Origin of the sequence: Micromonospora deserti (assembly GCF_003236335.1) — a bacterium.
Classification (GTDB): Bacteria; Actinomycetota; Actinomycetes; order Mycobacteriales; family Micromonosporaceae; genus Micromonospora; species Micromonospora deserti.
The window spans coordinates 1-19,655 of the sequence record NZ_POUB01000098.1; the positions used below are offsets into that span (position 1 = coordinate 1).

Sequence of the window (19,655 nt, forward strand, 5' to 3'; positions counted from 1 at the left end):
GGGAGGTGGCGGCGGAGTTCGCGGCGGGCGAGGGAGGCGCGGTGCACCTCGTCGGGGCCGTCAGCCAGGCGCAGGGTGCGGGCCTGGGCCCAGAGCGCCGCGAGCGGGGTGTCCTGGCTGACGCCGGCGCCGCCGTACGCCTGGATCGCCTTGTCGATCACCCACTCCGCCGTGGCCGGGGTGGCGATCTTGATGGCCTGGATCTCGGTGTGCGCGCCCTTGTTGCCCACGGTGTCCATCAGCCAGGCGGTCTTGAGCACCAGCAGCCGGGCCTGCTCGACGCGCACCCGCGACTCGGCGATCCACTCCCGGACCACACCCTGCTCGGCGAGCGGACGGCCGAACGCGACCCGTTCCAGGGCCCGCCGGCAGAGCAGCTCCAGGGCCCGCTCGGCCATGCCGATCAGCCGCATGCAGTGGTGGATCCGGCCCGGCCCGAGCCGCGCCTGGGCGATCGCGAAGCCGGCGCCCTCCGCGCCGACCAGGTTCTCGGCAGGCACCCGTACGTCGTCGAAGTCGATTTCCGCGTGGCCTCCGTGCGGGGCGTCGCGGTAGCCGAAGACCGTCAGGCCGCGGCGGACGGTGACGCCGGGGGTGTCCCGGGGGACCAGGATCATGCTCTGCTGCCGGTGCCGGTCCGCCCCCGGGTCGGTCTTGCCCATCACGATGAAGATCTCGCACCGCGGGTCCATCGCCCCGGACGACCACCACTTGCGCCCGTTGATGACGTACTCGTCGCCGTCGCGGGTGATCCGGGTGGCGATGTTGGTGGCGTCGGAGGAGGCGACCTCCGGCTCGGTCATGCAGAACGCCGAACGGACCTCGCCCTCCAGCAGCGGGCGAAGCCAGCGTTCCCGCTGTGCCGCCGAGCCGAACTCGGCGAGCAGCTCCATGTTGCCGGTGTCCGGCGCGGCGCAGTTGAGCGCCTCGGGGGCGAGGTGCGGGCTGCGCCCGGTCAGCTCGGCGAGCGGGGCGTACTGGAGGTTGGTCAGGCCGGCGCCGTAGCGCGGGTCGGGGAGGAAGAGGTTCCACAGGCCGCGCCTGCGCGCCTCGGCCTTGAGCTCGGCCAGCACCGGCGGGCGGGCCCACGGGTCGCCGGCGGCGGCCACCTGCTCGGCGTGCACCGCCTCGGCCGGGTACACGTGCTCGGTCAGGAACGCGGTCAGCTCGGCCCGCAGCTCCTCGGTGCGGGCGTCGTACCCGAAGTCCATCACTGCTCCCTCGCCGCGCTGAGCCCGTGCTCGACCAGGGGGGCCACCATGTCGCCGATCCGGTCGAAGCCCTCGCCGAGCGTCTGCCCGAGGGTGTGCCGGTAGTAGATGCCCTCGCAGATCACCGCGAGCTTGAAGCAGCCGAGCGCCACGTGCCAGTGCAGCGGGCCGACGTCGACGTCGCTGCGGCCGGCGTACCGCTCGATCAGGTCGGCACCGGTGGGGAAGCCGGCGCGGGGGCCGAGCCCGTCGGCGACCGGGTTGCCGGCGGCGGCGTCGCTGTCGCCGAGCACGTCCCAGTAGGTCAGCAGCAGGCCGAGGTCGGCCAGCGGGTCGCCGAGGGTGGCCATCTCCCAGTCGAGCACCGCCCGGACGGCGACCGGGTCGACGGTGGCGAGGAGGTTGTCCAGCCGGTAGTCGCCGTGCACGATCCGGCCGGCGTTGGCGCCCTCGGGCGCGGTGGCGGCGAGCAGGTCGCGCAGCTCGTCGATGCCGGGCACGGGGCGGCTGCGGGAGCGGTCGAGCTGCCCGGACCAGCGGCGGACCTGCCGGGCCAGGTAGCCCTCCGGCCGGCCGAAGTCGGCCAGCCCCACCGATGCGGGGTCGACCGTGTGCAGCGCCACCAGCGTGTCCATCATCGCCATCGCCAGTTCCCGCCGCTGCCCGGCGGAGAGCGGGTCGGTCTGAACGCGGGTGCGGAACACCTCGCCGCGTACCCGCTCCATGAGGTAGAACGGCGCGCCGATCACCTCGGTGTCGGTGCAGAGCAGCAGCGCCTGCGGCACCGGCACCTCGGTCGGGGCGAGGGCGGAGATGACCCGGAACTCGCGGGCCATGTCGTGCGCGGTGGCCAGCACGTGCCCGAGTGGCGGGCGGCGCAGCACCAGCTCACGCCCGCCGGCGCGGAGCAGGTAGGTGAGGTTCGACTTGCCGCCGGCGATCAAGCGGGCGCTCAGCGGCCCGGCGGTCAGCTCCGGCCGTTGCCGGGCCAGGTAGCCGGCGAGCCGGTCGAGATCCAGGCCCCGGGGGGCGGAGGTGGCCGGGGCGATCCCCGGCCGGAACGCGTCGACGGCCGGATCGGTCATCCGAATAGTTGAGGGGAGCTCGACCAGGTTGTCAAGGTCAGAATTTGCCCTCGGGATATCCCTCCGCAACAGGGATGAAACGGTCGGTGACCAGGCTGGAGACCAGCCTGCCGGCCAGCGGCGCCGGCCTGCCGAGCGGAGGGTTCACACATGTTGCTGCGACTTCGGGTCACCCTGCCGGATCGTCCGGGCACGCTCGGGCAGGTCGCGCGCACCATGGGCGTGTCCGGTGCGGACATCGTCCAGGTGGTGGTGCTGGAGCGCCTCGGCGGGCGGGCGGTGGACGACTTCACCGTCGTGTGGCCCGGCGCGGCCCGGGTGGAGCGGCTGATGGCCGGGCTGGCGGCCATCCCCGGCGTACGGGTGGACGGGGTGTGGCGGGCGATCGGCGCGCCGACCACCACCGGGCAGGACGCGGAGCTGCTCGCCCAGGTCGCGGCGAACCCGGCCGACGGCGTCGCCACCCTGGTCGACGCGGTGCCCGGACTGCTCGCGGCCGACTGGGCGGTGGCCGCGGTGGTGCCGCTCGACTGGGCCTCGCGCGGCGGTGCGTCCACGGCGGCGACCGTGGGGCACGCGAGCTGGCGGGCGCCCGTACCACTGCGGCTGCCCGAGGTGACCCCGCTGCGCGCCCGCGCGCTGACCACGCCCGACGGCGATCACTTCGCGGTGGCGCCGTTCGGCCGGGCCGGCCTGGTCCTGGTGCTGGCGCGGGAACGCAGCGACACGCTCGCCGCGGCGGCGTTCCACTCCACCGAGGTGGACCGGCTGGCGCAGCTGGTCCGGGCCAGCGCGGTGATCCTCGGCGACCGGCTCGACGTGGTCGGCACGCCACCGGTGATCTCCAATCCGTGATCCGCCCGACAGCGTCCCGGCCGCGACGGATACCCACCGGCCGGTGTGGCGCAGGCCGCAGGGGCGGATCCCGAGCCGTCACCATGGGGCAACCGGCCGGCAACAGCCACCGGCGAGGGTCGTACCGGGGGAAGGGAGCACACCATGACGCTGTGGCGGATCCGGGCCACCGTGGACGACCGGCCGGGTTACCTGTCGGTGCTCACGGCGAGCCTGGCGTTGCGTGGGGTCAACATCCTCACCGTGCAGGTGCACACCACCGAGCGGGGCGCGGTCGACGACTTTCTGGTCGACGCGCCGGACGCGCTCGACGAGGTCGACATCGTCGCCGCCGTCGAGCGGGGGCGGGGGCGAGACTGCTGGGTCGCGCGCAGCGAGGCGCGCGGGCTGGCCGACCAGCCCACCCGGGTGCTCGGGCTGGCCAACCGCCTGGTGCGGGACCCGGACGCGACCGGCGAGGCGCTGCGCACGCTGCTCGACGCGGACACGGTCACCTGGCGACCGGCGTCGGCCGGGCCCGGCGCCGGGATCACCGACACCACCATGCTGCTGGCCGACCCGAGCGGTGGGGCGTTCGTGCTGCGCCGTGCCGCGCCCGACTTCACCCCGGCCGAGTACGCCCGGGCCCAGGCCCTGGTGGAGCTCGCGGCGAGCGTCGCGCGCCGGGCCGCGGAGCAGGTCACCCTCGTGCTGTCCGATGGCTCCGAGCCGACCGCACGCCCGGCCAGCGGGGACGACCTGGCGGGCGTCGTCGAGCTGCACGAGCGGTGCTCGACGCGTAGCCGGCACCGCCGCTACCTCGGCGGGGCGATGCCGTCGCCGGCCCGGCTGTGCCGGCTGCTGGAGCCGGCGCGCGGCCTCACCCTGCTCGCCACCGCCACCGGCGCCGACGGGGCGCCGGAGTCGGTGGTGGCGATGGCGAACCTGCTCGCCGAGGGCGACGAGGCCGAGGTGGCGCTGCTGGTCCGCGACGACTGGCAGCGGCGCGGGCTCGGCTCGGCGCTGCTGCGCCGGCTGGTCCGGCACGCCGAGCAGGCCGGGTACGCGGCCCTGGTCCTGCACGTACAGGCGGAGAACGCGCCGATGCTGCGGACGTTGCGCCGGCTGGGCCGGCCGACGCCGACGGAACGGGACGGGTCGCTGCTGACCCTGACCGTGCCGCTGGTCGCCGACGCGCCCGCCCGCGCGGACAGCCGTCGCTGACCGGCGCCGCGGGCCGGTCACGTCCCGCCGGGGCCGGCGCAACCCGTCCACCGGGCCGGGTCCGTCGTCACCGACCCGGCCCAGTGCCCGGTCAGGTCGCCGGGTAGCTGCTGTAGTCGGGGAAGTTGCCGTAGAGCCGGCCGTCGCCGCCCTGGGTGACCGCCTGCACCAGCAGGTCGCCGCCGACGAAGGCACCCTTCCAGGAGGCGCCCCGCCCGCCGAACGGCTCCTCCCGGTCGCCCCGCGAACGCGGCTTGTTGATGCCCACCTTGAACGCCTGCAGGTCGACCGCGAGCTTCGCCGCCTCGTCCTCGTCGTCGCAGGCCAGCGACGCGACCAGTGCCCCGTTCGAGGCGTTCATCGCGGCGAGCAGCTCGTCGGTGGTGTCCACCACGACGATGGTGTCGACCGGCCCGAACGGCTCGGCGTGCATCAGCCGGGACCGGCCGGGCGGGGCCAGCAGCACCGACGGGGCCACGTACGCGGAGGTGTCCTGGCCGTCGAGGAACGGCGCCCCGTCGAGCCTGCCCCGGTGCAGCGGCACCGCGCCGCCGCGGACCGCCTCGTCGACCTTGCGGCGCAGCTCCTCGGCCTTGGCCGCGCTGATCAGCGGGCCGAAGTCCAGTTCGGGCAGCGGGTCACCGGCGGACCAGTCGTCGCCGACGGCCAGCGGGTGGCCGAACCGGACCGAGCGCACCACCGGCAGGTACATGTCCAGGAACTGGTCGACCAGGTCGCGCTGGACCACGAACCGGGGGTACGCGGTGCACCGCTGCTTGCCGTACTCGAAGCCCTTCTTGAGATGCCCGGCGAGCAGGTCCCACTGGGAGAAGTCCCAGATGCCCCAGGCGTTGAGCCCCTCCTGCTCGATGAAGTGCCGCTTGTCCGTGTCCAGCAGCGCGGCGGCGACCTTGCCGCCGTTGGAGCGCCCGCCGACGAAGGCCACCGCGCCGATCTCGGGCGCCCGCACGAGGACCTCGGAGAGTTCCTCGCCGCTGCCGGAGAGCAGGGTGGCGGGCAGCCCGGCCCGGCGCATCAGGGCGTGCGCGACGGTGAGGCAGACCGCGCCGCCCTGGGAGGGGGTCTTGGCGATGACCGCGTTGCCGGCGAGCAGCTGCACCAGTTCGGCGTGCACCAGCACGCTCATCGGGTAGTTCCAGCTGGCGATGTTGCTGACCGGGCCCGTCAGCGGCTCCCGTCCGCCGTCGAGCATCCGGTCGATCTCGCCGACGTACCAGCGGACGCCGTCGAGCGCCCGGTCTACGTCGGCGCAGGCCAGCCGCCACGGCTTGCCGATTTCCCAGACCAGCAGCAGGGCGAGCAGGTCGCGGTGGGCGGTGAGGGCGTCCAGCGCGTCGGTGACCCGGGCCTTGCGCTCGGCGAGCGGGGTGTCAGCCCAGTCCCGGTGCGCTGCGGCGGCGTGCGCGACCGCGGCACGGGCGGTCTCCGCGTCCAGCCGGGGCAGGTTGACCAGCACGGCGCCGTCCACCGGGGTGCGTACCGGCGTCGGCGCGCCGACCGGGCGCCAGTCGCCGGAGACCAGGTTGTGCAGCGTGGTGACGCCGTCGAGCGGGGGGCCGAACGCCTCGGGGGCGGCGGCCACCGCGCGGGCGAGGACGTCGGACCAGGCGGTGCCGTCGGCGAGTCGTAGAGCCATCGCGATCTCCTCAGGGTCGTCCGGGGGAGCGGCGGCGTCGATGGCACCGCTGGTGTCGCGTACTGTCGCCCGCCGGGAAGCGGGGCGGCAACAGTACGTTCGTATGTCAGGACGCCACGCCCGCGTCCGGCCGGCCGCGGCGCGACCCATCGACCGTCTACCACCGCCATGAGCTGGGCGTATGTGTCGATTTAATCGATGGTAGCCGATGATGTGATGAATCTCCGGGCGACGTCGACCGGGTTACCCGTCAGTACGGGCCATCGGCCCGGACGGATCAACGATCCCGCCCCGAGCGGCTGCCACCGGCGCTCCAGGTCGCCTTCGGCGCATGCCGGCTGTGCTGCCGCCCGACGGCGCAGACGCGACCGGCCGCCGGACGAGGAGTCCGGCGGCCGGTCGGGCGGCTGAGTGGATCAGCTGGTGAAGGTGATGTTGTCGCGCCGACGACGGAGCACCAGCAGGGTCGCCCCACCGCCGATCAGGCCGACGCCGAGCAGGGCGATGGTGGTGGCGGCGGCGCCGGTGACCGGCAGCCCGCCCTCGTCGTCGCTGTCGCCGCCGCCCGCGCCGCCGCTGTTCGACGGCGTCACGGACGGGTTCGGGGACTCCGAATCGGACTCCGTGGGAGTCGGCGTCGGCGTCTGCGTCGGCGTCGGGGTCGGCGACTGCGTCACGGGGGTGCCGGGGCAGGTGTGGCTGAGGTTGAACCGGTCAGCCTCGCCGCTGATCGTGGCGGTGCCGTCGACCAGCGTCCACCCCGCCGGGGTGAAGACGTACGCGTGCTTGACCTGCGGGTTCCGGCCACCGGTGGAGGAGAGGAAGTCGGTGTACGGGTCCGTCGGGTCCGGCACGTTCACGGTCACCGTGCCGGCGATGCCGGCCGAGAAGGTGAGCGTGAGGCTCTCGAAGTCACCGGCCCCGTTGGTCGGCAGCACGAAGTGCCAGCCGTCGTGGCCGGCTGGAAGGTTGTCGAACTTCGGGTCGTCGCACTTCTGCTCAGAGAAGTTGGCGGCCGTCTTGCCCTCGTGATCCGAGTGGAGCGGGACGGTGCTGGACGCCCACGCGGGAGTGGCGAGGGTGAGGCAGGCCGCGGCGGCGGCAGTGGAAACAGCCGCGCGCGCCACGCGCCGACGCTGTGGCATGAGGATTCCTCCGGAACTGGTCGAGGGGACAGCACATGATCGCATAAAACGTCACCGTCCGCGACATCCGATGATCGGTTCTAGCTCTGCTGACCTGCGGTCCGATCCGGCAGGGTTTCGAGATTCGTCACGCTCCGCAGGCGTGTCGATGTAACGCAATCGGCGCGCCCGACGCTGGGGCTCGGCTCGGCGATGTCCACCGTGGGCGGTCCTCACAAGAAGGTGACGCGGGAGATCACACCGGCTTCACGGCGACCACCACGATCACCAACACCGGTACGGCCACCGTCAACGGCTGGACTCTGGCCTTCTCGTTCCCACCACCGGGCAGCAGGCCGGGCAGGGCTGGTCGGCCACGTACCGTCAGAGCGGGACGGCGGTGACCGCGACCAACGTCTCCTACAACGGCACCCGCGGTCCGCGGGTGAGCGGCTGCCCTTCCGTGACAGGCAGGCCGGACGCCCCAGTCGCAGAGCAGTAGGACGCGGCTCAGTCGGCCAGTTCGTCGGCGAGAAGGTCCATCAGGAGGCCGTCGTGCCAGCGACCGTCCTCGCCGCGCTCGTAGCGGCGCAGCACGCCCACCGGCCGGAACCCGACCTTCGCGTACGCGCGGATGGCCGCCGTGTTGGTCGCCGCCGGGTCGATGGTGAAGCGGTGATGGCCGTGGGCGTCGATCAGATGCCGCGCCAGCGTGCGGATGGCGTCCCCGCCGAGCCCGCCGCCGCGTGCCGCCGGGTCGAGGAAGATGTCCATGCTCGCGTGGCGGTAGTCGGGGTCGTCCTCGGCGTACCACTGGATCGCGCCGACGACCCGGCCGTCGTGCTCGATCGCGTACACGGTCAGGTCGTCGTCGGTGAGGTCGGCGCGCACCGCGGCGGCGAGGTCGTCGCCGCCGCGCCACCAGCGCCGGACCTCGGGGTGGGCGCGGATCGCCGCGAGGGCGGGCACGTCCGCGGCCGTGGCCGGCCGTAGGGTCACCGCCCGGCCCCGCAGCACCGCTCAGCCCCGGATCTCGCCGTGCGCGACGCAGACCGCCGACCAGCCGACCGGCAGCACCTGCACCTTCATCCGGCGACGGCAGTGCGCGCAGTACCGGGGCGGCTCCAGTTCGCGGGACGCCCGGCAGGCCGGGTGGTCGCCGGTGCCGGCGGGCTCGCCGCACCGGTCGCACCAGGCACCCGGCGCGGCCGGGTGGGCCGGGTGCCCCGCGTCGCTCGTCGTCACCGGGGTGCTCACAGCGTCGCGGAGAGCGCCTTGACCGGCATCTTCAGGTCGTCGAGCAGCTTCAGGTCGTCGGTGGCCGGCCGACCCAGCGTGGTCAGGTAGTTGCCGACGATCACCGCGTTGATGCCGCCCAGCAGCCCGTCCCGGGTGCCGAGGTCACCGAGGGTGATTTCCCGGCCGCCCGCGTACCGCAGGATGGTGCGCGGCATGGCCAGCCGGAACGCGGCGATGGCCCGCAGCGCGTCCTTGCCCTCGACCACCGGACGGTCACCCAGCGGAGTGCCGGGGCGGGGGTTGAGGAAGTTCAGTGGCACCTCGTGCGGGTCGAGCTCGGCCAGCTGCGCGGCGAACTCCGCCCGCTGCTCCACCGTCTCGCCGAGGCCGAGGATGCCACCGCAGCAGACCTCCATGCCGGACTCGCGGACCATCCGCAGCGTCTCCCAGCGCTCCTCCCAGCTGTGCGTGGTGACCACGTTCGGGAAGTAGGAGCGGCAGGTCTCCAGGTTGTGGTTGTAGCGGTGCACGCCCATGTCGACCAGCTCGTCGACCTGCTCCTGGCTGAGCATGCCCAGCGAGGCGGCGACCTGGATGTCGACCTCCGCCCTGATCGCCGCGACACCCTCGCGCATCTGCTTCATCAGCCGGGCGTCCGGGCCGCGGACGGCAGCCACGATGCAGAACTCGGTCGCCCCGGTCGCCGCGGTCTGCTTCGCCGCCTCGACCAGGGAGGGGATGTCCAGCCACACCGAGCGCACCGGGGAGGCGAACAGGCCGGACTGCGAGCAGAAGTGGCAGTCCTCCGGGCAGCCGCCGGTCTTCAGCGAGACGATGCCCTCGACCTCGACCTCCGGGCCGCACCAGCGCATCCGTACCTCGTGGGCGAGCTGGAGGGCGGCGGGCAGGTGCTCGTCGGGCAGGTTCAGCACGGCGAGGACGCCGGCCTCGTCGAGGCCGACACCGTCACCCAGGACCTGGGTCCTGGCCTGGTCGAGGATCTCTGGCATGGCTCGTACCCTACAAGGCCGCCTGAGCCCGAGGAACGGCCAGCGTGGCTGGGGCGGCGAGGCGGGCGGCGCCCGGGGTGGAAGCACCGGGTCGGCGGCCCCGGGTGGTAATTTCGCCCGGCGGAGGCGGTCGACGGCGGCCGGGACAGGCGGCGTGGGGGTGATGGTGGCGGACTGGCTGGCGGCGCTCGACCGCCGCGCACAACTGCGCGCGAAGGCGGGGCTGACCCGCCGGCTGCGACCGCGCGCCGCCGGCGACGCCGTGGTCGACCTGGCCGGCAACGACTACCTCGGCCTGGCCACCCACCCCGAGGTCATCGCCGCGGCGGCGCGGGCGCTGTCGGCGTACGGGCTGGGGGCCACCGGGTCGCGCCTGGTGCGCGGCTCCACCGATGCGCACCAGGCGCTGGAGGACTGCCTCGCCGAGTGGCTCGGCACCGACCGCGCGTTGGTCTACTCCTCCGGCTACCTGGCCAACCTCGGCGCTGTCCGGGCCCTGGTGCAGCCCCGTACGCTGCTCGTCTCCGACGCGCACAACCACGCCTCGCTGATCGACGGGTGCCGGATCGCCGGCGCGGAGACGGTGGTGACCCCGCACGCCGACGTGACGGCGGTGGCCGACGCGCTCGCCGCGGCGCCCGGCCGGCCGGCCGTGGTGGTCACCGAGTCGGTCTTCTCCGTCGACGGCGACCTCGCCCCGCTGGCCCGGCTGCACGCCGTGGCCCGCCGGCACGGCGCGCTGCTGCTCGTCGACGACGCGCACGCGCTCGGCGTGACCGGCCCGGCGGGCGCCGGGGCGGTGGCCGCCGCCGGGCTGGCCGGCGAACCGGACGTGGTGGTCACCGCCACACTGTCCAAGGCGCTCGGCGGCGCCGGCGGGGTCGTCGCCGGCCCGGCCGAGTTCGTCCGGCACCTGGTGGAGACCGGGCGCACGTTCATCTTCGACACCGCGCTGCCCCCGGCGGTGGCGGCCGGCGTGCACACCGCCGTCCGGCTGGCCCGCGCCGCCGACGACCGGCGGGCGGAGCTGGCCGAGCGGGCCGCGCTCGCGGTGCGCCGGTTGACCGCGGCCGGGCTGACCGTCTCCGCCCCGGACGCCGCGGTCGTCTCGATCACCGCCCCCGGCCCCGAGGCGGCCACCGCCTGGGCCGCCGACTGCCGGGACCGGGGGGTCGCCGTCGGCTGCTTCCGCCCACCATCCACCCCGGACAGCCGTTCGCGGCTGCGGCTGACCATCGGTGCGGGGGTGCCCCGGGCGGACTTCGAGCAGGCCCTGGAGGTCGTCGTGGAGTGCGCGCCGTGAGCGCGAGGAGTGAGCCGGGTTTGCGAGCCCCGCAGTCGCGAACTGAGGTGGCGGCCGTGAGCGCGAGGAGTGAGCCGGGTTCGCGAGCCCCGCAGTCGCGAACTGAGGTGGCGCCGTGACCCGGCCGTGGCGCGGGCCGGTGCTGGTGACCGGCACCGACACCGAGGTGGGCAAGACCGTGGTGACGGCGGCGGTCACGGCCGCCGCGCAGGCCGCCGGCCTGCGGGTCGCGGTGATCAAACCCGGCCAGACCGGTACGGTCACCGGCGAGCCCGGCGACGTCGACTCCGTTACCCGGCTGGCCGCCCCGCTGACCGGCCGCACCCTGGCCAGCTTCCCGGACCCGCTCGCCCCGCTCGCCGCGGCCCGGGTCGCGGAGCTGGAGCCGCTGGAGCTCTACACCGCCGTCGACGCGGTCCGCGAGGAGGCCGACAAGCACGACCTGGTGCTGATCGAGGGCGCCGGCGGGCTGCTCGTACCGATGGGACTGCGGCCCTCGGGGGAGCCCTGGACGGTGGCCGACCTGGCGGTCTCCCTCGGCTGCCCGGCGGTGGTGGTGGCGCGGGCCGGCCTCGGCACCCTCAACCACACGGCACTGACCCTGGAGGCCCTGGAGCGCCGGGCGGTGCCCGCCGGCGTGGTGATCGGCGCGTGGCCGGCCGAGCCGGAGCTGGTGCACTGGGCCAATCTGACCGACCTGGTGCCGAACCTGCTCGGCGCGGTCCCGGCGGGCGCCGGCGCGATGGACCCTGGAGTGTTCCGGCGGTCCGCCCCGGGCTGGCTCACCCCGGCCCTGCACGGAGTCCTCGACGACTGGCGGGCCTGGGCCGAGGAGATCAGCTGAGCACCTGACTTTCGTCGGTGCCGCCGCAGGTCGGGCGTGGGTAGCGTGGCCGCCGTGGAGAGCTGGTGGGGCGCCCGCGTGGACGGCGCGTGGAGGTCCGGGCCGGGCGCCGGCGGTGTTCCGGGCACCATCCGGCGGTGGGCCGCCGACGCGCTGCTCTGGGCGGCGACGGCGGCGCCGGTCGGCTACGCCGGGATCACCCCGCTGTACCCGCGCCACGCCGCGGCGGCGCTGGCCGGCGCGCTGCTGCTGCTGGCCGTGGCGGTCCTGGTCGGCCGGCGGGCGCCGCCGCGCCCGATCGGCACCCTCCACCCCTTACCTTCGTCAGCTACCACCCGCACCACAGGGTCCGGCGGGCCCCAGGTGGGCGGGCGCGGTCGAGCTGCCCGCGTGGGTGGGGCGCGGCGGTCGGTGGCTTCGGTTGCGGGGCCTGTGGAGCTGCCCGCGTGGGTGGGGCGCGGCGGTCGGTGGCTTTGGTTGCGGGCGCTGTCGAGCGGCCCGCACGGCCGGGCAGGGCCAGCCCCGGCCGGTCGCACAGATGGGGCAGCTCGACAGCGCCTACCACGAGGTTCGTCGTCCCGACGGGCTCGCAGTGACGGGCCTCGCAGTGGTGGGCGCCCGGGGCGGCTAAGCGGACCTGGCCGGTCGAGGGCGGCGGACGACGAATGCGTCGGGCATCCGGAAGGTGAGATTGTCCGGGCACCACGGCGGCCGGACCACCGTCACGCCGTCCAGCAGCGGCGCGGTCTCGGCGACCACCACCGCCGCCTCCATCCGGGCGAGCTGGTCGCCGACGCAGCGGTGCGTGCCCGCCCCGAAGGCCAGGTGCCGGCGGGAGCCACGCTGCCCGGGCCGGAACTCGTCGGGCGCCGCCACGGCGGCCGGGTCGCGGCCGGCGCGGGCCAGCCAGAGCACGATGCTGCTGCCCGCCGCCACCGCCGTGCCGCCCAGCGTCGTGTCCACCGCGGCCACCCGCCGCCAGGTGACGATCGGCGGCTCCAACCGCAGCCCTTCCTCGACCACATCGGCGACCGGCACCGCGCCGGAGCGCAGGCCGGCCAGCACGGCCGGCTCGCCGGCCAGCCGGTGCAGCAGCAGGGTGAGGAACTGCGAGGTGGTCTCCTGACCGGCGACCAGCAGGAAGAACAGTGCGCCGACCACCACGTCGGGCGGGTGCCCGGCGGCCCGCAGCTCGGCGGCCAGGCCGCCCCCGGTGGCGGCGAACTCGCGCAGCACCCGGTGGAACCGACCCACCTCGGCCGCGAGCGCCAGCTGGCGCTCGCCGTCCAACGGCGCCCAGAACAGCTCCAGCGCCGCCCGGGCGAACTCCTTCACCACGCCGACCGGTGCCTCCGGCAGCTCGACCAGCCGAGCCAGCACCAGCAGCGGCAGGTCGGCGGCGAGCTCGGCGTAGAGGTCGACGGGGGTGCCGGCGTCGAGCGCGGCGGTGATCGTGGCGACCCGCTCCCGGACCAGCGCGGTCAGCCAGGGCCGCTGCGCGGCGACCCGGGTCGGGTGCAGCGCGTCGGCGACGACAGCCCGAATACCCGGGTGGCTGACGCCGCCGTTGTTGGCCAGCGTCGGCGGCAGCCGGAACCGGTGCCCGGTCAGCACCCGCAGCGCGGCCACCGGCACCGGGGTCACCGCGTCCAGCGCGTTGTCCGGGCGGTAGACCACCGGGTCGGTGAGCACCTGCCGAACCAGCGCGTGCCGGGTCACCACCAGGTGTTCGACACCCACGTGGTCAGCGACGCGGGCCACGTCCGGCCAGGGCGCCCCGGGCGCTTGCGCCCAGCTCCGGAACAGCACGCCGACACGCTAGCCCGCGGACCCCGGCAGCCCGGCCCGCAACTGCCATACCGTGGTGTGCTTCACCCGGACGCTCTCCAGGGCCTCCGGCACCGGCACGTCGTAGCCGGCCAGCTCGTCGAAGCGGTCGCGGGGCAGGAAGGCCCGGCCGGGGTCACCGACCAGCACCCGGGCGCCAGCCCGGGCGGCCCGGAGCAGGAACCGCAGCATCCGCTTGGTCATCGCCTCGCTGTAGAAGACGTCCCCGGCGAGCACCACCTCCGCCCCGCCGGCGTCGCCGTCGAGGATGTCGCCGAGTTCCGCGTCGACGCGTACCCCGTTGGCCTCGGCGTTGAGCGTGACGGCCGCGACGGCCAGTTCGTCGACCTCCACCGCGCGGACGGCGGCCGCGCCGGCCCGCGCGGCGGCGATGGCGACCAGGCCGGAGCCGGCGGCGAGGTCGAGCACCCGGCGGCCGGCGACCAGCTCCGGGTGGTCGGTGACGTACCGGGCCAGCGCCTGCCCGCCGGCCCAGGCGAACGCCCAGAACGGCGGCGGCTGCGAGCTGTGGAACGCACCCTCGGTCAGCTCCCAGAGGCCGATGGGCTCGTCGGCCTGGTGCAGCCGTACCTCGGGAACGAAGGCCACCGGGGTGAGCCGGGCGTGCAGCCGGACGAAGGCGGTGGAGAGCTCGGACACCGGCTGATTCTCTCCGACCACCCGGTACGGCGTGTCGCGGGGGAGCGGTGACCGGTTCACCACTGTCGGTGAAAACCCCTGCCGCGCTTGGCGATCGGTGCGAACACACCCGTCTACCGGGCGGCCGCCCACCCTCCTAGCGTTGTCGGGTGGAGGCGACCCACGGGAGGGCGGAACGGTGGTGACGGTGTGGCAATACGCGCTGCGGGCCGGGGTGGTGCTGGCCTGCCTGACCGGAGTCGCCCTCGCCGCGGCCTCGCCGGCGCAGGCGGCCTTCGCCACCGAGCTGAGCGGCCTGCCGGACGAGTTCACCGCCGGTGACCAGGTGGAGACCGTCTCCGCGGTGGTGTCCCGCAGCGACGACGACGGCGGCTGCGTCAAGGTCCGCTGGTCGATGGTGCTCAGGGTGCAGGGGCTCCGGCTCGACCAGGTGAAGATGGACCGGGTCGAGGAGAACGGCTCCTTCCCGCTGGAGATCCGCACCGACGGCGATGTGGCCCGGCTGACCGACCGGCAGCTCGACCCCGGCACCCTCTGCCCGGACCGGACGGTCACCGCCCGCTATCGGCTGGCCTTCGCCGAGGACGTCACCCGGGGGCGGGTCACCCTGGAGGCCGAGGCGTACGACCCGGACCTGCGGCTGCTGGCCCGGCAGACGGCTACCCGGACGGTGGTGGGGCCGAACGCGACCGAGCCGGCGGCGGAGCCCACCGACCCCCCGGCCGAGCCGACCGAGCCGGCGATCGAGGGGACCGACGAAGCCGAGCCGACCGACGAGCCGGTCGCGGAGGTGCCGCCGGCGGCCGGGGCGGGACGCCCGGTGTCGCAGTCCGGCGGGTTCGGCGTGGTGCAGGCCGCGTTTCTGCTCGGCGGGCTGCTGCTCTTCCTCGGCGCCGGCCTGCTGATGCGGCTGCGCCAGTTGACCCGTACGGCCGGCGGGGACGGCGACGACGTCGGGCCGGACCGGTGGGAGCGGCCCGCCGGGCGGACGCGGTGGCGCCCGGCCCGCCGCTGATCGGGGGCCGCCAGGCCGGTGACATGCCGCACCGACCCGGCGGGCGTGCCCGTCGGGGCCGGAGGGACCGGCCCCGACGGGCGTCTCACCTGGCGAACGCCTGGAACTCGGCGATCCGTACCTGGTCGCGCGCCGGGCTGGCGGTCGCGCAGTCGGTGGTGGTCGCCGGGTCGTCGTCCTGCTCCCCGGCGTAGTGCGGGCCGCCGGTGCACTGGCTGGTCAGCACCTCCAGCCGCAGATGCGTGGCGAGCGTGGTGGGCACCCCGAACCCGCGCAGGTTGATGTCCCGCACGTACGCCCGGTACGCCCCGCCCGGGAACGCGTCCGCCGCGCTGGTGTGGATCCGCCGCCAGTTCGCCGGATCCGCGCAGTCGGTGGTCTTCGCGTTGCACGCCGACACGGCGAACGAGCGCAGCGCGCTGAGCGAGTTCTGGCTGCCCGGGTCGGCGTCGCCGCTGATCGCCGGGCGCAGCATGGCGCTGACGTTGATCCGCTTGACCACCTGTGGGGCGTCCCCCGGCAGCGCTACCGTGACCTGCCTGCCGGCGACCCCGTCCAGGGAGGCCCAGTTGGTGGCCTCGGTGTCGTCGGCGATCCGGTCCAGGTTGACCCCGTCGCCGGTGATCGTCGCGCCAGACGCGGTGGACGCCAGGTTGCGGCTCAACCGCAGGTCGATCCAGCCCTCCCGGCCCGGCTTCGCGACCACGGTCAGCCGCTGGTGGCCGAAGCCGGGCGCGACCGCGAGCAACTGGTAGGTGCCGGGCACCAGCTCGACCCGGTCCGGCAGCGGGGTCGCCGGGTCGGTGTCGGCCACCGGGACGGCCCGTGCCTCGTACGCACCGACGTACACCCGGATCGGCGCGTCGGCGCTGTCACCCTTCGGGCGGAGGGTGAGCGTGGCGTTGTCGGCGCCCGGCGCGGCGAAGCTCGGCGTCGGGTCGGTGTCGCCGGCGCCGTTGGTGGCGGCGTCCCGGCCCATGCCGGAGCGGGCGAACTCCGCCCAGATCAGCTCCTGGTTGGCCCCGCCGAAGCGGAGCAGGTCGGCGGTGAGCATGTTGTCCCGCATGTCGAGCATGCTGACCTGGCTGGCCGCCTGGAGCAGGAACGAGTCGAAGACCAACTGCGCCCAGCGCCGGTTGCCCGGGCACCGGTCGACCGGCACCGCGCCCAGCGCGCAGTCCAGCTGCCGCCGCGGGGTGCCGAGGCCGTACCGCCTGACCAGAGCGGAGCGGACCCGGAAGTTGGTGGCGCTCCAGATCTCCCCGTCGGCGTGCACGGCCGGGCCGCCCGTGTTGTAGCCGACGTCGGAGTAGTTCAGCGGGCTGCGGCTGAAGTCGTGGTTGCGGATGCCGCTGACCAGGTTCCCGGTGACGTAGCCGCCGGTGATGTACGGCGTCTCGCCGGGGGCGCGCAGGTTGTGCTGGAACAGGTACTCCGCGGCGAGCAGGTCGCTCCACGACTCGCCCATCGCTCCGCCCTGGTGCCCCCCGATCCCGCTGTTCGGGCCGGCGATCATGCGGTTGGTGATGGCGTGGGTGTACTCGTGCCCGATCACCGTCATGTCGTAGTCGCCGTCCACGCAGGGCGGGTACGGCCCGCCGGCCTGCGGCTGCCACAGGTACATGTTGGTGGTCGGCGGCAGCCCGTCGCGGGGGGTGCCCTGGTTGGCGTTGTTCCGGTTGCCGCTCAGCGCGCCCTGCTGGGCGCGGCCCTGCTCGGCGTCGCCGCCCAGCCCGTCCGGGGTCAGGTTGACCGCTTGCAGGTTCCAGGTGGCCTCGGTGAAGCCGAGGTGCCAGGCCCAGTCGTGCATCCGGTTGTGCATGGCGAAGAGGTTGCCGATCGCCGCGTCACCGTCGTTGCGCCGGGCGGAGGTGAACACCTCCGGGTTGCAGCGGGCCTGGTGCCACTGGTCGGTGAGCGGGTACTCGTAGCGGCGCTCGGCGCTGGGCGTGGCCGGCACGGCCGGGGTGCCCGCGCCCCAGGAGAGCACCGTGTGGGCGGAGTTGCCGCGCGAGGTGCCGGTCGGGGTGCCGGTGGTCGCGTCGACGTCCCAGGGCTGGCCGGTGGCCGGGTCGCGGAACGCGGCCCGGCAGTCCGGCGACGGGTCGCCGCACCAGCGCACCCGGGGGTCCTGCCCGGGTGCCAGGTCGGCCGGCGGGGTGGCCGGGAAGACCGCCCAGCTCGGGTTGTCCGAGTCGTAGTCGACCAGGTCCTCCCGGATCAGCACCTGCCCGGTGATTCCGTCGACGTACGTGGTGAACGCCGCCGGGTGGTCGCTGTCCGCGCCGATCAGCGTCACCTCGTACGCGGCCCGGGGGCCGCCCAGCGGGGTGGGCACCGCGACCTCGTGGACGCTGCGGCTGCGTACCGTGGCGGCGTCCAGGCCGGCGTCGGCGAGCGCCACCGCGTACGCCTGCTCCGGGGTGAGGGTGGCCGGCGCGGGCGGGGTGGTGTCCCGGGACAGCGAGGAGCTGGCCGACAGTACCTTCCCGCCGGCAACCGCGAGGGTGACCAGGCCGTCGTGGCCGGCCGGCAGGTCGCCGTAGCGCTGCCGGAGGGTGACCACCGCGCCCGTGCCGATCGGGCGGACCAGCAGCCGGTCCATCGCGGCCACCGTGGCGGCGTCGAGGCCGAACAGGTCCGGGTGGGCGGTGAGGTACGCGCGGGCCGCAGCCTCGGGGTCGGCGGGCAGCCCGGTGGCGAGCGGAGCGGTGCCGGGGCCGAGCGCGTGCGGGGTGCCGAGCCGGTTCCACCGGACGTCCGGGTCGACCCTGCGGGCCAGCCCTCGCGCCCGGGCATCGGGGGTGACGGTGCCCGTCCGGTTGTCGACGTCGGCGTGCTCGTGGCCTTCGGCGAAGGGGCCGGAGCGGCGTTCGGCGGAGGGTCCTCCGCCGGTGGGCGCGGCGGCGGTGGGGCCGGCCGGTAGCAGGGCGACGACCACGGCGGTCGCCGCCAGAACGGGGATGAGCCGGCGTCGACGCCGGCTCATTCAGGGTGTCCACTCCGGTAGTGCCACGGGACCTCCTCGTGGGAGCGGGAGGGCCGGCGATCGGCCGACCCGGCGCTGCGCGGTGACGCATGCGCATATGTGGATACCAGTCGGACGGGGTGGCGACAAGGCGTCGTGCCGGCTCCGAGCGGTCTGCCGGCTGGGCTAGGGCGCCCAGTCCGGGTCGCGGCCGAAGGTGGCGAGGAGGCGGTCCTGCGCTCCGGCGTCCGCCGGCATGTCGACTCCCGGCCGGACCAGCTCGCCCCGTTGGTAGTCGGTGATCCGGCGGGTGAACCACCGGGCGCACTCGGCGACCGCGTCGGCGTCCAGCCGCGGGTCCGCGCCGATCGCCACCGCCAGGTCCCACCCGTGGATCAGGTGCTCGGCGAGGAGCTGGTGCAGGTACTCGTCCGCGGGGGTGTCGCCGGCGGAGAGGTGCACGGTGCGGCGCAGCGCGGTGGGGTGGGTGAAGGCCAGCTCGGCCTGCCCCGCCGCCTCCCGGGCCGCGGCGGCCGGGTCCGGGCCGAGCTGGTCACCGGCGTAGCGGTCACCGACCTCCTCGACCGTCCGGCCGGCCAGCAGCGCGACGCTCCAGCGGTCCTCGCTGACCACGTGGTTGACCAGCGTGCGGACGTCCCAGTCCGGGCAGGGGGTCGGATCCGACCACTGCCCGGGGTCGACCTGCGCCACCCGGTCGGTGAACTCGGCCAGGCTGCGGCGGTACGTCTCCAGCAGGTCCATGCCGCCGATTGTTCCGACCGTGGGAGTGGAATAGGACGATTTGCCCGGTACATCGCCGCAGTGGGCGGATCAGTCGAGCTGTGCCGGGTCCAGCCCCAGCTCCCGGGCGGTGACCAGCCGGACCCACTCGGCGAACTGCCGCCGGGAGATCACCCGGTCGTGCACGGCGAGCTGAACCGCCAGCCCGTCCATCACCGCGCTGATCCGCCACGCGGCCCCGGCCGGGTCGGCGCACTCGAAGGTGCTGTCGCGGACCCCGTCCGAGATCACCGTGGCCAGGTCCTGCCGCCAGCGCAGGTCGAGGCGGCGGGAGAGTCGCTCCAACTCGGGCGTCCGCAGCGACTCCGCCCACCCGTCGATCCACATCGACCAGGAGGTGGGGCGACCGGCGGGGGTGTAGAGCTTGAGGATCCGCCGCAGCTTGGTCAGCGGCGGCGCGCTGGACCGGGTTACCGCGTCCAGCCGGGCCAGATCCTGCTCGACCGCGTACGCGAAAGCCTGGGCGAGCAGCCGCTCCTTGGTGGCGAAGTGGTAGAAGACCAACGCCTGACTGACCCCGGCGGCCTGCGCCACGTCGGCCGTGCGGGTGTTGGCCAAGCCCCGCTCCACGATCACGTCACAGGCCGTGCGCAGCAGGGCATCCAGGCGGATCTCGGCCGCACGTCTCGTCACGCCCGTTACGGTAGCCCATCCATCCGGTCACGGCCCGTTACCGGGGGCGGGTGATGCGGCCCGCGACAGTCGGAAGCCGGACACTTGCGCCACTCCCCGGCGTCCGTCCGGGCCCGGGGCGCTGCCTGCGGTTTCCGCCCGCGCCCGCACGTGACTGCCGACCCCGTCCGGGGCCCCGGTCGCCAGCCGCCGGTCAGGACCACCCACCCAGCCCCCTAGG

Annotated in this window: 19 protein-coding genes; 7 read left to right on the forward strand and 12 right to left on the reverse strand. The window is 74.9% G+C overall.

What is annotated here, in order from left to right; all coding sequences use genetic code 11:
- Both C1I99_RS15720 and C1I99_RS15725 read right to left on the reverse strand, forming a co-directional pair.
- A partial coding sequence (locus tag C1I99_RS15720) for an acyl-CoA dehydrogenase family protein (RefSeq protein WP_111134969.1) occupies positions 1-1,211 on the reverse strand: 1,211 nt, incomplete at its 3' end.
- Positions 1,211-2,296 carry a phosphotransferase family protein gene (locus C1I99_RS15725; protein ID WP_111134970.1) on the reverse strand — a complete coding sequence of 362 codons (1,086 nt, stop codon included), beginning with the start codon at positions 2,294-2,296 and terminating at the stop codon, positions 1,211-1,213. The genes C1I99_RS15720 and C1I99_RS15725, both read right to left, overlap by 1 nt.
- Positions 2,297-2,446: 150 nt before the next feature.
- Here C1I99_RS15725 and C1I99_RS15730 point away from each other — a divergent pair, with 150 nt between their 5' ends.
- Together C1I99_RS15730 and C1I99_RS15735 are read left to right on the forward strand one after the other, a co-directional pair.
- Complete coding sequence (locus C1I99_RS15730) at positions 2,447-3,151, forward strand: ACT domain-containing protein (RefSeq protein ID WP_111134971.1); 705 nt, start codon at positions 2,447-2,449, stop codon at positions 3,149-3,151.
- A gap of 144 nt (positions 3,152-3,295) precedes the next feature.
- Entirely contained in the window at positions 3,296-4,354 is a 1,059-nt protein-coding gene (locus tag C1I99_RS15735) for a GNAT family N-acetyltransferase (RefSeq protein ID WP_111134972.1), read from the forward strand.
- Between the two features lie 91 nt (positions 4,355-4,445).
- On the opposite strand, the gene C1I99_RS15740 is transcribed toward C1I99_RS15735, so the two are convergent.
- Both C1I99_RS15740 and C1I99_RS15745 read right to left on the reverse strand, forming a co-directional pair.
- On the reverse strand, positions 4,446-6,011 hold the full coding sequence (locus C1I99_RS15740; protein ID WP_111134973.1) for an aldehyde dehydrogenase family protein: 1,566 nt from the start codon (positions 6,009-6,011) through the stop codon (positions 4,446-4,448).
- Between the two features lie 416 nt (positions 6,012-6,427).
- Positions 6,428-7,138: an LPXTG cell wall anchor domain-containing protein gene (locus C1I99_RS15745; RefSeq protein ID WP_233512525.1), complete on the reverse strand. Its 711-nt coding sequence runs from the start codon at positions 7,136-7,138 to the stop codon at positions 6,428-6,430.
- 176 nt (positions 7,139-7,314) lie between these two features.
- Between C1I99_RS15745 and C1I99_RS34790 the strand changes: the two genes are divergently transcribed.
- Positions 7,315-7,539: a cellulose binding domain-containing protein gene (locus tag C1I99_RS34790; RefSeq protein WP_325049210.1), complete on the forward strand. Its 225-nt coding sequence runs from the start codon at positions 7,315-7,317 to the stop codon at positions 7,537-7,539.
- Positions 7,452-7,637, forward strand: coding sequence for a cellulose binding domain-containing protein (locus C1I99_RS33980; protein WP_267897497.1), 186 nt, complete (start codon positions 7,452-7,454; stop codon positions 7,635-7,637). The genes C1I99_RS34790 and C1I99_RS33980 overlap by 88 nt, the downstream gene beginning before the upstream one ends.
- Before the next feature lie 8 nt (positions 7,638-7,645).
- Here the strand turns inward: C1I99_RS33980 and C1I99_RS15755 are convergent, their stop codons facing one another.
- Genes C1I99_RS15755 through bioB form a run of 3 tightly spaced genes read right to left on the reverse strand, consistent with a single transcriptional unit; the run spans position 7,646 to position 9,384 of the window.
- Positions 7,646-8,152, reverse strand: coding sequence for a GNAT family N-acetyltransferase (locus C1I99_RS15755; RefSeq protein ID WP_111134975.1), 507 nt, complete (start codon positions 8,150-8,152; stop codon positions 7,646-7,648).
- 3 nt (positions 8,153-8,155) lie between these two features.
- Positions 8,156-8,392 (reverse strand): biotin synthase auxiliary protein BsaP, encoded by a 237-nt coding sequence (bsaP, locus tag C1I99_RS15760; protein WP_438941413.1) that lies wholly within the window; start codon positions 8,390-8,392, stop codon positions 8,156-8,158.
- Positions 8,389-9,384: a biotin synthase BioB gene (gene bioB, locus C1I99_RS15765; RefSeq protein WP_111134976.1), complete on the reverse strand. Its 996-nt coding sequence runs from the start codon at positions 9,382-9,384 to the stop codon at positions 8,389-8,391. Before bioB ends, bsaP begins: the two co-directional genes overlap by 4 nt.
- A 166-nt stretch (positions 9,385-9,550) precedes the next feature.
- Here bioB and C1I99_RS15770 point away from each other — a divergent pair, with 166 nt between their 5' ends.
- Together C1I99_RS15770 and bioD are read left to right on the forward strand one after the other, a co-directional pair.
- The gene (locus C1I99_RS15770; protein WP_111134983.1) at positions 9,551-10,687 is read left to right on the forward strand and encodes an 8-amino-7-oxononanoate synthase; all 1,137 of its coding nucleotides are present in this window, start codon (positions 9,551-9,553) and stop codon (positions 10,685-10,687) included.
- A gap of 139 nt (positions 10,688-10,826) precedes the next feature.
- Positions 10,827-11,531 carry a dethiobiotin synthase gene (bioD, locus tag C1I99_RS15775; protein ID WP_111134984.1) on the forward strand — a complete coding sequence of 235 codons (705 nt, stop codon included), beginning with the start codon at positions 10,827-10,829 and terminating at the stop codon, positions 11,529-11,531.
- A 627-nt stretch (positions 11,532-12,158) separates the two neighbouring features.
- Here bioD and C1I99_RS15780 read toward each other — a convergent pair.
- Together C1I99_RS15780 and C1I99_RS15785 are read right to left on the reverse strand one after the other, a co-directional pair.
- Complete coding sequence (locus C1I99_RS15780) at positions 12,159-13,340, reverse strand: cytochrome P450 (RefSeq protein WP_111134977.1); 1,182 nt, start codon at positions 13,338-13,340, stop codon at positions 12,159-12,161.
- Between the two features lie 9 nt (positions 13,341-13,349).
- On the reverse strand, positions 13,350-14,018 hold the full coding sequence (locus C1I99_RS15785) for a class I SAM-dependent methyltransferase (protein ID WP_111134985.1): 669 nt from the start codon (positions 14,016-14,018) through the stop codon (positions 13,350-13,352).
- Positions 14,019-14,199: 181 nt separating this feature from the next.
- On the opposite strand from C1I99_RS15785, the gene C1I99_RS15790 reads away from it, so the two are divergent.
- The gene (locus tag C1I99_RS15790) at positions 14,200-15,033 is read left to right on the forward strand and encodes a hypothetical protein (RefSeq protein WP_111134978.1); all 834 of its coding nucleotides are present in this window, start codon (positions 14,200-14,202) and stop codon (positions 15,031-15,033) included.
- Positions 15,034-15,118: 85 nt separating this feature from the next.
- Here the strand turns inward: C1I99_RS15790 and C1I99_RS15795 are convergent, their stop codons facing one another.
- From C1I99_RS15795 to C1I99_RS15805, 3 genes are all read right to left on the reverse strand, one after another.
- Entirely contained in the window at positions 15,119-18,022 is a 2,904-nt protein-coding gene (locus C1I99_RS15795; RefSeq protein ID WP_111134979.1) for a M36 family metallopeptidase, read from the reverse strand.
- A gap of 165 nt (positions 18,023-18,187) precedes the next feature.
- Entirely contained in the window at positions 18,188-18,763 is a 576-nt protein-coding gene (locus C1I99_RS15800; protein ID WP_111134980.1) for a TIGR03086 family metal-binding protein, read from the reverse strand.
- A 69-nt stretch (positions 18,764-18,832) separates the two neighbouring features.
- Positions 18,833-19,435, reverse strand: coding sequence for a TetR/AcrR family transcriptional regulator (locus C1I99_RS15805; RefSeq protein ID WP_111134981.1), 603 nt, complete (start codon positions 19,433-19,435; stop codon positions 18,833-18,835).
- Positions 19,436-19,655 lie beyond the last annotated feature (220 nt).

Excerpts from the sequence above, each read along its gene's own strand:
- C1I99_RS15725 (WP_111134970.1), bottom strand. The coding sequence starts at position 2,296 with ATGACCGATCCGGCCGTCGACGCGTTCCGGCCGGGGATCGCCCCGGCC.
- C1I99_RS15730 (WP_111134971.1), top strand. The coding sequence starts at position 2,447 with ATGTTGCTGCGACTTCGGGTCACCCTGCCGGATCGTCCGGGCACGCTC.
- C1I99_RS15735 (WP_111134972.1), top strand. The coding sequence starts at position 3,296 with ATGACGCTGTGGCGGATCCGGGCCACCGTGGACGACCGGCCGGGTTAC.
- C1I99_RS15740 (WP_111134973.1), bottom strand. The coding sequence starts at position 6,011 with ATGGCTCTACGACTCGCCGACGGCACCGCCTGGTCCGACGTCCTCGCC.
- bioB (WP_111134976.1), bottom strand. The coding sequence starts at position 9,384 with ATGCCAGAGATCCTCGACCAGGCCAGGACCCAGGTCCTGGGTGACGGT.
- C1I99_RS15795 (WP_111134979.1), bottom strand. The coding sequence starts at position 18,022 with ATGAGCCGGCGTCGACGCCGGCTCATCCCCGTTCTGGCGGCGACCGCC.
- C1I99_RS15800 (WP_111134980.1), bottom strand. The coding sequence starts at position 18,763 with ATGGACCTGCTGGAGACGTACCGCCGCAGCCTGGCCGAGTTCACCGAC.